General features: G+C 24.0%; 16 protein-coding genes. 4 read left to right on the top strand and 12 right to left on the bottom strand.

The window, feature by feature from the left end:
- Nucleotides 1–64: 64 nt before the first annotated feature.
- From AACL22_RS05395 to AACL22_RS05380, 4 genes are all read right to left on the bottom strand, one after another.
- Nucleotides 65–433, bottom strand: a complete 369-nt coding sequence (locus AACL22_RS05395; RefSeq protein WP_338990203.1) for a hypothetical protein — start codon at nt 431–433, stop codon at nt 65–67.
- Between the two features lie 257 nt (nt 434–690).
- Nucleotides 691–1446: an IS3 family transposase gene (locus tag AACL22_RS05390; RefSeq protein WP_338993014.1), complete on the bottom strand. Its 756-nt coding sequence runs from the start codon at nt 1444–1446 to the stop codon at nt 691–693.
- A 140-nt stretch (nt 1447–1586) separates the two neighbouring features.
- Nucleotides 1587–1850 (bottom strand): hypothetical protein, encoded by a 264-nt coding sequence (locus tag AACL22_RS05385; protein WP_338990202.1) that lies wholly within the window; start codon nt 1848–1850, stop codon nt 1587–1589.
- 578 nt (nt 1851–2428) lie between these two features.
- A complete protein-coding gene (locus AACL22_RS05380) occupies nt 2429–3409 on the bottom strand; it encodes an IS30 family transposase (protein ID WP_338993013.1) in 981 nt (326 codons plus the stop codon).
- Nucleotides 3410–3475: 66 nt separating this feature from the next.
- On the opposite strand from AACL22_RS05380, the gene AACL22_RS05375 reads away from it, so the two are divergent.
- From AACL22_RS05375 to AACL22_RS05360, 4 genes are all read left to right on the top strand, one after another.
- The gene (locus tag AACL22_RS05375) at nt 3476–5212 is read left to right on the top strand and encodes a hypothetical protein (RefSeq protein WP_338990200.1); all 1737 of its coding nucleotides are present in this window, start codon (nt 3476–3478) and stop codon (nt 5210–5212) included.
- A 455-nt stretch (nt 5213–5667) separates the two neighbouring features.
- Nucleotides 5668–5883: a hypothetical protein gene (locus AACL22_RS05370; RefSeq protein WP_338990198.1), complete on the top strand. Its 216-nt coding sequence runs from the start codon at nt 5668–5670 to the stop codon at nt 5881–5883.
- Nucleotides 5884–6092: 209 nt separating this feature from the next.
- Nucleotides 6093–7037 (top strand): hypothetical protein, encoded by a 945-nt coding sequence (locus AACL22_RS05365; protein WP_338990196.1) that lies wholly within the window; start codon nt 6093–6095, stop codon nt 7035–7037.
- Between the two features lie 13 nt (nt 7038–7050).
- Nucleotides 7051–7353 (top strand): lipoprotein, encoded by a 303-nt coding sequence (locus AACL22_RS05360; protein WP_338990195.1) that lies wholly within the window; start codon nt 7051–7053, stop codon nt 7351–7353.
- An 879-nt stretch (nt 7354–8232) separates the two neighbouring features.
- On the opposite strand, the gene AACL22_RS05355 is transcribed toward AACL22_RS05360, so the two are convergent.
- From AACL22_RS05355 to AACL22_RS05320, 8 genes are all read right to left on the bottom strand, one after another.
- Nucleotides 8233–9138, bottom strand: coding sequence for a hypothetical protein (locus tag AACL22_RS05355; protein ID WP_338990193.1), 906 nt, complete (start codon nt 9136–9138; stop codon nt 8233–8235).
- 90 nt (nt 9139–9228) lie between these two features.
- Nucleotides 9229–9801 carry a hypothetical protein gene (locus AACL22_RS05350; protein ID WP_338990191.1) on the bottom strand — a complete coding sequence of 191 codons (573 nt, stop codon included), beginning with the start codon at nt 9799–9801 and terminating at the stop codon, nt 9229–9231.
- Nucleotides 9801–10808 (bottom strand): hypothetical protein, encoded by a 1008-nt coding sequence (locus AACL22_RS05345; protein ID WP_338990190.1) that lies wholly within the window; start codon nt 10806–10808, stop codon nt 9801–9803. The genes AACL22_RS05350 and AACL22_RS05345 overlap by 1 nt, the downstream gene beginning before the upstream one ends.
- 83 nt (nt 10809–10891) lie before the next feature.
- Nucleotides 10892–11056, bottom strand: a complete 165-nt coding sequence (locus AACL22_RS05340) for a hypothetical protein (protein WP_338990189.1) — start codon at nt 11054–11056, stop codon at nt 10892–10894.
- Between the two features lie 14 nt (nt 11057–11070).
- Nucleotides 11071–11340: a hypothetical protein gene (locus AACL22_RS05335; protein WP_338988785.1), complete on the bottom strand. Its 270-nt coding sequence runs from the start codon at nt 11338–11340 to the stop codon at nt 11071–11073.
- 15 nt (nt 11341–11355) lie between these two features.
- Nucleotides 11356–11538 carry a hypothetical protein gene (locus AACL22_RS05330; protein ID WP_338990188.1) on the bottom strand — a complete coding sequence of 61 codons (183 nt, stop codon included), beginning with the start codon at nt 11536–11538 and terminating at the stop codon, nt 11356–11358.
- 132 nt (nt 11539–11670) lie between these two features.
- On the bottom strand, nt 11671–11916 hold the full coding sequence (locus AACL22_RS05325) for a hypothetical protein (protein ID WP_338990187.1): 246 nt from the start codon (nt 11914–11916) through the stop codon (nt 11671–11673).
- Nucleotides 11917–11925: 9 nt separating this feature from the next.
- A complete protein-coding gene (locus AACL22_RS05320) occupies nt 11926–12291 on the bottom strand; it encodes a hypothetical protein (protein WP_338988789.1) in 366 nt (121 codons plus the stop codon).
- Nucleotides 12292–12293 lie beyond the last annotated feature (2 nt).

Genomic DNA, 12293 nt, shown 5'->3' with positions numbered 1-12293 from the left:
TCCTTAATTATCGGGTTTGTGTTAAATAATTCAATTACATTTGATAACGAAACACCTTCATCATTTATGCTGTCTGAAAAAAACTTGTAATTTCTTCTTGTTCCATTTCTTTAAGATCTTTATTATTAAGAATATTATTATCAAATATATTTTTTAAAATTGCAATAACACATCATGAATTAAATATTTGAAATTGCACTGGTTTTTTCATGCTAGTTTTTCTTAAATCAATTAACACATCTTCTAATGTTGGATATGTTATTTCTTGTCTTTTAACTCTATTTAAATTTTTTAAATTATTTGTTTGTAAATAACTAATTTCATTATTTTCTAATTTAGTTTCTTCTTTTTGATAAGGACTAGCGGCAATTGTTGTTGGTACAGCAGTTCCACTAATTGTTAATACACTTAATAAACTAAGTAATTTTTTCATACTTGTTTTTCTCCTTTTTTTATCTTGAAACCTTTTATCAAGATTTACCAGTATTATATATATATATATATATATACAAGCAAAATTAGCGCTTATTTTAATAAATTTATCTTGTTAAATAACCCTTATTACGCGTTTTAAGGGCTAAATTAGCAATAAAATATATTAAGTTTAATGTATAATATTTTTGTATTAAAGTATTGTATTGGTAAAATAGTATGATATTATTATTTTAGTTAAATAAAAAAGAGAATGACCTAGAGTGCACCCATTTTAGTAAGTACTAATAAAAAAGTATTTACTATTTTTTTAATTATATCTTTTTCTTTACGATTTGAATATCATGTATTTCATTTTATAACATCTTGTATATATTTTTCATGTGAATTATATATTTTATTATGGATTGTAGCTTTCTTAAGTAATGAATGAAAACTTTCTATAACAATATTATCTGCACAGTGGTAATTTTTTCCCATTGAAATTGTAATACCGTTAGATAAACATTTATCGTGATAAATAGTGAATGTATATTGATATCCGTGATCTGAGTGAATTATTATTCCATTCAGATCTTTTTTTATTAATTTTATTTTATTAATTGCATCATTTAAATTATCCATTACTAATTTATTGTCATTATATTTAGATCACTTTACATCAATTATTTCTTTAGTATATCCATCAATAATTGTTGATTGATAATATCTTTCTCCTTTTCAAATTAAATATGTTACATCAGTATATAGTACTGAAAACCTTGTTTTTATATCATTGAATTTACGATTAATTAAATCAGGATATTGCAATAAGCTTTTTTCTTTATTCTGTTTATATTTCATTTTTCTTCTCATTTTTCTTACATATTCAGGTTGTATTTGATTATCACGCATAATTCTTAAAACTTTTTTTGAATTATATTTTATACCATAATCTTCCTTTAAATATTTAGTAATTCTTCGATAACCAAATTGTTTTAAATTTTCTTCATAGACTTTTACAATATCATTTATTGCTTTTTTATCTTTTTTGCTACTGTCATAATTTTTATATTTATCTCAATAACTACGTTTTAACCCTGTTACTTCTAGTAATAATTTTATTGAATATTCACAAAAATTTTGTTTAATAAAAGAGACAATTCTTAGTTTGCTTAATTGTAAAAGTCATGGAGCTTTTTTAATAATTCATACCTTGTTTTATAATATTCTAAATTTCTTTTGCCAAAAGAAATTTTAGGTCCTTTAGGATTGTTTAATTTTCTTTTTTTATGATTTGCTCATCAAGATTCTACTGTATTTGCATTTATATTATATTGTTTTGCTACTATTCAACAACTTTTTTGTTTAATTTCCTCAATGATTTTTGTTCTAAATTCTGATGTATATTTGTTATATTTTTGTCCTTTTTTTGCCATATAAAAATGCACCCCCTATAAAAATTTAGCAAAATCTTTTTTTATTTTACTTACTTTTTGGGGTGCACTCTACAACACTCTTTTTATGAAAACAAGCCAAAAAACACATGCTCTGACATTTCGCAAGTGATTAATCTTGCCGAGAATTAAAGAAATAAATAGGAGTAGTAAATCCAATCGCTTTCACACTTTCTTTAAGGCTTCGTGCCATAGATGAGTTATCCATCTTTAAGCATCAAAAAATATTAAGTTTTAAAGATTGAATTTTGGATTAATCGTTAGATAGTATCTTTTTTTTATCTCATTATCTTTTTTAATTCTTTGTTTATTAAATATATTTTTTAGTAATTATATTTAACAATTAACTAACAACTAAATAAAACAATTATTCAAAATTTTTAAAGAAAAGGCGCTGTGTATATATAAACGGCAAATTTATATCTTGTTAAGTTAATAATAAAATATTTTTAATAAATTGCAACAACTTTTTCAGAAAAAATTAAATTTTTGTAATTTTATCTTATTTTATTCATATTTAAGCGCACTAAAAATAATTTATTAAATTTTAACTAATAAATTTATTTAAAATTTTGTAAAAACATTGTCTTTGCACTTAATCAATTTAAACATGGTCGGAGTTTATCATTTATAACATTAACTACTCAATCTATCATTTTTTGACTAATATTATTAAAATCAATTCCCTTAGAAAGTCAATATCTAAATTCACCGTTCATATGCTCAATTAATGGTTTTTGTTGTGGTTTACCGGGGTCACAAAAATAAACTTGTGTTTCAGCAAATATTTTTATTTCTCTTCATTTACTAAATTCTTTTCCTCTATCAGTTATTATTCCTTTAATTTTCCCAATTAAATTATTATTTTTAACAATATCTTTAAATTTTTCTAAAACTTCATTAGCAGTATTATTTTTTAATTTCATTACAAAATAATTTTTACTTGATTGTTCTACTAAAACTAAATTACTAGATTGATGGTCTTTTCCTACAACAGTATCCATTTCAAATCATCCAACATTAGAAACTTTATTTTCAATATCTCAAATTGATTTAAAGTTAGTTAATTTACCACGATTATCAGTTTTTCCTTTTGTTTTGTATTTTTTACCACGATGGGGTAAATTTTCTTTTTTTAATCCAAATTCACCTAAGCGAATTCATTTATACAATGTTTTAACACAAACAGGAAATTTAACACCAAATTCCAAGAAATAACGATAAATTAATTGTTCGGGTGTATCGTGGTATTTATTAAATCTTATTTTAATAAAATCTAACTGCTCTTTTGTAAATTTAGGTAGTTTTTTAATGCATTTTTTACGTTTTTGTTTATAATCTTTTTGTGCTTGATATGGATTATAATATTGTATATTTTTAAATCGCTTAATTTCTCTTTTAACAGTATTAACTCCACGACCCGTTTGTCGTGATATTTCAGATAAATTAATTGTGCCATTTTTCTTTTTACAAGTATCAGATAATAATAAATCTTTAAATAAATCTGGCTCATCAAATGTTAAATGTTTAAATTTTCTCATTTTTATACAAATTCCTTTCATTTTTTCTTATAATGTATTATATATAAAATAAAGAGGTCAATAAATATGCAAGAATTTAGTAAAATTAATAATAAAAAACGAATTACTAGTTATGAACATTTAAATAAAAAATATAATTTAAATTTTAGTGACTATAATTTTGGTTTTGATTGAGAAGTATTTAAAGATTTTGTTGGTGATAGTTATGCCCGATATTTTACTTCGCCATGTTTTTTTAAGTTTGTCTCAGCGGGGCGTGGTACTAATAAGACATGAAATCACCTAGCAGAAAAATTATTTTTTGCTTGTAATTTTACCGATGCTTCATCTAACATTTTACGAAGATATGCCAATACCCACGAAGATACTACATTTGGCGATACAATTAATGTCTGCAACTATCTATATGATAAATATGAGATTGATATAGGGTATGACAATGAAAATGGTATTGTTTGACCTAAAAATGTTAAAGAAGGTGGCGAAATTGTTTTTCCTAGTGGTGTTCGCATTGCTTTTGCTGGTTATGCTAATGGTAATAAAATTATGGGGAAAGTTGGTAAAGGTAGTGGTATTATATCAGCATGAACTGACGAAATGATACATGCTGAAGAAAAAGAAATCTTAACTGATAAAGAACTAGATAAAAGATATAATAATTTAAGAGTTTCAATGTTTCGTTCTAAAAGTTTAAAAGTGTCTTACGAAAAATACACGGATGAAAATGATAATGAACAATATAATTTAGATAATCCTATTCCAGTAAAAGAATTATCTTGGACATTTCAAGAATGAGACAACATAGCAAAACAATATATAACAGTTACAACATATTTTTATAAAACATATTCTAATCAATTTACCTTTAATCCTTTTGATAAATACCATATCTTTTATGAAAAATTTGTAACGCCATATTTACCTTTAAATGAAAGAATTAAAAATATTTTAAAAGAACACAATCAGGTATATTCAGAAAACAAACAAGCATTTAATGGTTTGGGTATTTTTAATTTGCGTTTAACTATGGGGGCTGTTTGAAATAAAATACCTGATATTACCAAAAAAATTGTTTTAGCAAATAAAGAAGAACGACCCGATTTATTTGAACTTGAATATTACGGTTTTGAATATAACGATAATGACCCCAGTATTTATGTTTTACGAAATTATCGTAAATATATTAAAGAGTATAATTTACAAGATTTTTATAATACAAATACAAAACAATATCAATTTGATAGTTATTCAATTGGTGTTGATTATGCTAATGGTAGTGAAGACCATACAGTATTTTTATTTAGTGGTTATAAAATTAATGAAAATAATGAATATGATAAATATTTAATTAAAGAAAATGTTGTTACCCCAAAAAACGCAATGAATTTAAATGAAATAGTTGAACATTACGGACAATGAATAATTAACTGTTTTGATAAATTTGATGGTTTTGAATATGCTACATTTCATTATGATATTAATGCTCATGACTTTATGCAAAAATTACAAGAAGATATTTACCCTTATTTAGGTTATAAAATTAAGATGTTTAAAGCCAAAAAACATCAGACATCCCTTAATAAAGAAGCGGGAATAATTAATCGTGTAACATGAATAAGAAAAATGTTTGTTCAAGGCAAAATATATGGTATATTATATAACTTCCCATTTTTAGATAAGTGTATTAGTGAATTAAGATTTAGCGATACCAAAACAAACACACCCGACAGTAAAATGTACCACGATCCATATGATGCTTTGTTTTATGGTTCTTATCCGTATCGCTTTAAAATGGGTATATAAAATGTATTATAATATTATTGAAATAAAATTAGAGAATATTTCAATTAATTTTTATCTATATTTTTATTAAATCTGTAATAGCAGATTTTTTAGGTTTTGGGCGAGCGGTTGATTTTCTTAAATTTTTGTGATAAAATGACTTACAAGTTAAAAAAGATTTTGAGGTTCTTTCAAACAAATTTGGGAACCTTTATAAAATTCTTCGCTTAACGCTTAAAATTTTTCCCAAGTATTTTGAAAAGCGCGGCAAAAGTTTTTTTAAACTTTAAGGCATTTTTCGCAAAACTTATGAAAATCACCGCGAGCCCAAATTAGTACAATATAATCACAATAATAATCATTTAAATAACTTCCTTTCTCAAATATGTTTAAAAAGTGCTTGTATATATATATATATATATAATGTCAATAGATCTTGATAAAAATTTTCAAGATAAAAGAAAGGAAATAATAAAATGAAAAAACTTTTAAGTTTATTAAGTCTATTAACTATTGGTGGAACCGCTGTACCAACAACAATTGCTGCTAGCCCCTATCAAAAAGAAGAAACTAAATTAGAAATTAGTAAAGTTAATTATTCACAAAAAAATAATTTAGAAAAATTAAATAGAGTAAAAAGACAAGATAATAAAAAAATAATATTGTTGGAATTTCAGAAATTGTTATTATAACAAATAAAAGTATTATTTCTTCCGGTGTAGTTTTAAATAATAAATTATACTTTGGTTCTTTTGATCATAATGTTTATGAATATAATCCTAAAACTGAACAACAAAAAGTTGTAATTACAACAAATGGAAGTATTTTATCTTCTGGAGTAGCTTTAAATAACAAATTATACTTTGGTTCAAAAGATAATAAAGTTTATGAATATGATACATTGCAATTAATTGAATCTAAAATTATTAATATGAGAGATCAAGTAAAAAGAGGGTTATATTTATATCATAAAAAACAAAATCCTAATTCTGAAATTAAACAGATTTTAAATATTAATTTAAAAAATTTAACAGAATCTGAACTTGTTTTAGAAGAAACACAAAAAAATAAATCATATAATTTAGAACAAGATCTTAATGATATTTGTAAAGATTCTAACTCAACATTTATAAATAATAGTAGTATTGAACAAATTCAAAATACAGTTTCTTGTTCTAAACAATTAACAGAAACAAATACATTTCAAAAAATGAATGGATTTTCTAAATCAGAAACAACATCAAATACTGATAATTGAAGTACAAATGTAAATACTAAAGTTACAGCAAAAGCTAGTAGTAATGCTGGTGTCCCTGTTGTTTTTGGTGCAAAACTTGAAGTTGCAGTTGAAGCTGGTGGTGGTTATACATGAGGGAAGTCAAAAACTTATACTATAACAGATACTTCAAATTCTTCTGAAACAGAAATTAAAACAACCACAAACACTACAACAATAACTGTTCCATCTCAACCAGTAAAGGTGCCACCACATAGTAAAATTTCAGTTTATGTTACTTCTTTACAAAATAATATAGAGCTTATTTTAAATTATTATCAAAAAATTGAAGGTACGGTTAGTGCAAAATTAATTGATAAAAATAATAATGAAATAATAGTTAATATTTCAATTAAAGATGCTATGCTTAGTTTATTTGAAAATGAAATTTTACCCTCAAAAATAAAAATAAATAATGATAATAGTATAAATTTTTACTATGATATTAAAAGTAAAAAAGAAATAATTATGCATCAGACTGAGATTGGGGAAGCTATTCCCTTAAATTCGGAAGAAAAAAATGTAACATTTAAAAATAAAAAAACAGATATAGTGGTAGTAAAGAATTAATTATAAACACGATATGAAAAAGAAATTAAGTCTTTTGGGAACAATTACTTTAATAGGAACAAGTACAGCCAGTTTAGTTGCCTGTAATACACCACAATATATCGAGGAACAATTAAATAAACTAAAAGAAAAAAATAATATAAAAACAAAAAATGGTATTTTAGAATGAATAGCATATCAAGAAAAACCATTTAATCAAGGGGATAATAAATGATATTTTGCTATATGGAAACCTAATAATTCTATTTATTGAAAAATATCAAAATTTAAACACGATACAAATAAAGGAAAAAAAATGAGGATTGAGATCCATTAAAACCATATTATATTGATCTCTTTTTATGGGTTTTTGAAACAAAAGAACAAGATTTATTAATAGATGATCAATCAGAAGGTAAAATAGAACGAATTTTTTGAAATGAAGATAAGGGACGAAATTTTAAAGCAGTTTATCGTTGAAATTTAGAAGATACTAATGTACCTAATTTAATTATTGATAAAACCGGTAATGTAAAAGTTAATGAATAATAAAAAGTCATTTTAATAAATGACTTTTTATATTTCTAATATAATTAATGATAATTTTTCATTATTTTTATTAAATAGTTGTAAATTATTAATATTAATTTGTTCTTTTTCAGTAAAAATTGTAATTTCATAATTACCATAACCTCATATACCTGATATTTCAATTTGATTTAAATTAAATAGTTTTTTATCAAAAGTTATTTTAATACTATAATCAATTAAATCTTCGATTGTACTAATTCAATCTATTTTAGAATAAAGTAATTTATATCATTCAAAAAAATAATTTAAATAGTTTTCTATTTTGTCATTAAAAACAATTAAATTAGTTAAATATTTGCCATATTCACCATCAGATAATTTAATTTCTGATGGAATAAGAGAAGGAATGTTATTTGTTTCTAATTCATTTGTTACGGATAATCAATTAAAAAAATTTGCTTCTAATCGATAAATAGGATTTTCTGAAATATCTTTGTTTTTAACACTTACTTTAATTTCATTATCTTTGTTATTATTAACATTTATTTGTTGTTTTAAATTTCAATCAATAATTTTTCCAGTACTTGAATCAATTAAAGGTTTAAGAGGTTCACCACCACCATTTCAACGATAAACTGCTTTAAAATTTCGTCCCTTATCTTCATTTCAAAAAATTCGTTCTATTTTACCTTCTGATTGATCATCTATTAATAAATCTTGTTCTTTTGTTTCAAAAACCCATAAAAAGAGATCAATATAATATGGTTTTAATGGATCTCAATCCTCATTTTTTTCCTTTATTTGTATCGTGTTTAAATTTTGATATTTTTCAATAAATAGAATTATTAGGTTTCCATATAGCAAAATATCATTTATTATCCCCTTGATTAAATGGTTTTTCTTGTGCTTTAATTTCTTTTCAATAATTTACTGTAATTGGTGGATTAGAACCAATAAAATCAAAATATAATGAATATATTTGTACTTGACAATCTGAAAAATAAAAATATCCTTCTTCTAATCTATTTGGTTTTGAAATTAGTTTAAAATAATAAGGAGCAATTAATTTAATATCATCATTATAGCCTTTATTAATTGCATACTTGCTATATGTATAATTTGATAACATATAAATAATTTGTTTAAATCTTTTGACAACATTTTCATTAAGAAATGTGGAATTATCTAATTTTCAATTTTCAAATAAACCATCAATTACATCTTCTGGTTTTTGTCCTTCAAATTTTTGGCGCAGTTCAGCCGCTTTATTGGTAGGATTACCTTTTTCATCGTATTTTGCTCCTTGAAATTTACGGTCATAATTATAACGATATGTTAAATAATTTAATAAAACTTTTTCTAAACCATTTTTATTTACCAAATCTAAAATATCTTTTCCTTGAATATAGTTTTTGGCTATACTTCATGGTAAAAAACTTTCAGTAAATCAATACTGAAATATTCTTACATTAGGGTTTGTTTCAATTGGCATTGATAGTAAAGGTACTAAACTAGCGTTTTCAACTATTGATGATGGATAAGAATAAACACCATTAACATTGCCTCAACACTTAATATTTCCAAATAACATTGATTTAGGGTATTTAATTTCAATCCCAGTAAATACTGTGTCTTCGGGTAATGATTTTTGTAATACTAAATGAATACTATTTTGGTTTTTTTATTTAAAATCAGTTATTTTAACTAAATGCATAGATTTAATAATATTAACACCATCGGGTGAATAAGGGCCTTTGTATTCTTCAATGATATAACATTCATTTTTGTTATCTTCACTAATTGGCTCATTAATAGATACTATTTTTAAGTCATAGGATTCTAAAAATTCTTTGTCTTGTTTTGAAATATCATTAATTAAAATATCTTTTTCATCAATCATAACATAACTTGTGCTATTATCTTGGACTGTGGTATTTTGTTGAATTTGTAATTTAAAGTTAAAATCACTAATTTCATAACCAGTTATTTTAATATATTCATCTTTGTCAATAAAACCTATTTTAACGCTATTTTGAGAGTAATTTAAGATTGGTTTTTGCTTTGTCTTAACAATATTATTAATTTTATAAATATATAAGGTTCTTGCACGGTCTTCAGTAAATAATTGTTCTAAGTCAGGGTTGCTGTACTGCGATTGAGCAGCAAAATCTAACGGAATACTATCGATTGAATAGTCAATTGGTTCATCATTTTCCGCTAATTGTGCTAACATTTTTTCAGATGGTTTTAACATTATTCTTGTTCTCCTTCTTCATTAGGCATATTGATAATAGTTTCGTTGTTTTTTAATTGTCTGTTTAAAGTAGCATTTACTGGTAAGCGAACATCAACAATTAACTCATCAATATTTTTAATATTGAATGTTCTACTGTTTAAAATCGCATTATCATATTTAATTAACTTAATAATGAATTCAGTTAATTTAATTTCTCTAATATATATCATTTGTTCATATGATGCGTTTGTTTGAATATTTACTCCCGCAACTTCTGCTTGTGTTTGTTGGGCTCCCTTGGCGATTGCGGGAACATGATGGCGATTTATTTTATAGTAATTAGTTAATAATCAATCATATATTTTGGTTAATTGTTCACCTTTAAAATTACCCGCAATATAATCTACTGGTTGAAAATTACTATCAGGGTCTCCTTCAACTAATAACAAGTCATTTTCAATAAATAAAGCTAGCATTTTACTAATTTCTTGGTCAACTACACCAGTCACGCCGTTAGTATTAATAGTAAATTTACCACTATTTAATAATGGATCTAACATTATCTTTTCAGCAATAATATCTAAAATACTAGCAAATTGTTTACCATAACGAGCAGAAGGCTCAAAATTAGGGTTATTAGGAATAATTTGAATTGGAATAAAATTAAGTGGTAATATTTCTTCTCTTTGTAAAGTTGTATAGTTATTTCATTTAGCATCATCAATATATAAGTCGGTAATAGTACTATATAATCGTGTTTTTAACTTTCTAATAACTTTAACTTGTTTAGTTACAGCATCAATCTCTAATTTTTCAGTAATAAAAATACTCTGGTCATTTTTAATATAAGAGTCATAATCAAAAGTACAAGATACTAAATTACCTAATTCATCATATTGGTCATTGTAAAAATCAATAGTAATAAAATTAAGTTTTGAATTATTAACAAAAATAAAGTATGTACCCCTACCATTCTTATTAATTTTATATTCGTTATATCAATTTTTATTAGTAAAGTCTTGCATCTTTAAAAAGTTATTAATTAATTTAGTATCTAATTGTTGATTAGTAAGTGGATTATAAATGCTAATTTCTAAATCTCGTGGATTTAAAAAATTAGCATTATCTTCACAAATTCTTTTTTTTTTAAAATCTCATTATGTTTTTGAACAGTAACATTTTTACGATTAGTAATAGTTGATGCTAAATTAAGATAATAACTATCAATATCATAATCTTTTTTTATTTTCTTTTTTGCTGGTAACAATCCCATTTATAACTTCCCCTTTATTTTGTTTCTTCTTTTTTAATAACATCTTCAATACTATCTTCTTTTTGTTTTTTGTTATGTGTTTTGATAAATCTAATTGTTTCAATAATCAAAACTATAATTCCAGCTCCGATAAGCATTGCTGAAACAATAACATATGCCGGTCAAGAAATACCTAATGTTTTTTCTCCTATAAAACAAATAATAATTCCTGCGATAAAAAACAATGATGAAACTCCAAAGATTTTCAAAAACATAATTACATCTTTAATATTTACTTTTGACATAATAACATCTCCTTTCTAATTTACCTTTTTTCTTTCAATAAACACAAATCCCAAAGGTCTAAATGTTGCTGGACCATTAACTCCAATATTAATCAATCCATCAGGATTAATAGATAATGCTAAACATGCACTATTAACACCTATTTGATCATATATAACACCTATTGTTTGTCTAAAACTATGCCTTGTTTGCAACATCCCTTGACTTTTTAAATCTCCTTTGATATTTTTTCCTGAGGCTCAAATTCTATAAATATAATTTTCTTTATCAAAATTAGGAATAGTATATCCTTTTTGTCCAACTTTAAAATCACTAGTATCAACAATTTCTTAATCTGGAACTTTTGGTATAACAATTGATTTTTTTAATTCATCTAAAATTTCTTCTTTTATTTTTGCAAGTTTTTCATCTTTAATTTTTTCTATAACAAGTTTATCTAATAAAGCATCAACTTCTAATTGAGTATAATATGCTTCTAAATCAATCATTGTTAAATCAATACCTTCTTCTTGAAAAGTACGAAACATTTTCTTTAAAGTTGTTAAATTAGCCAATGATTTTGCATAGGTAGGCAATAAACCTTGTTAAGTAATCATAGGGTCATTTTGCGATGAATAATTAATATCACCAACACTCATATTTGCCGAAGTAAAAAATTCAATTGGAATGCGGTTAAATGTTCAATGCTCAATCGTAATAAACACCATATTAATACAAATTTTCTTTAATAATGGATCTTTAAATGTTTCAAACTTTAGTTTTGAAAATGGATAGTTTAAGTAAGAATTAATCATATTTTTGGCTCTTAAAGCAAATGTTTTAAATCATAATTCTACATCACCTTTAAAGAACTTATTATAACGAACTGGAACTTGTGTAATTTTACCTGTCATTGGAATAAAATTATTATAATTTTCCAAAGTAACATTTTGTCATAATTCATTTAACATTT

It is taken from the genome of Spiroplasma endosymbiont of Seladonia tumulorum (genome assembly GCF_964020235.1).
Lineage (GTDB): Bacteria > Bacillota_I > Bacilli_A > Mycoplasmatales > Mycoplasmataceae > Spiroplasma.
The sequence above is the reverse complement of the archived record's forward strand: the minus strand, read 5'-3'. Positions and strand labels throughout refer to the sequence as shown.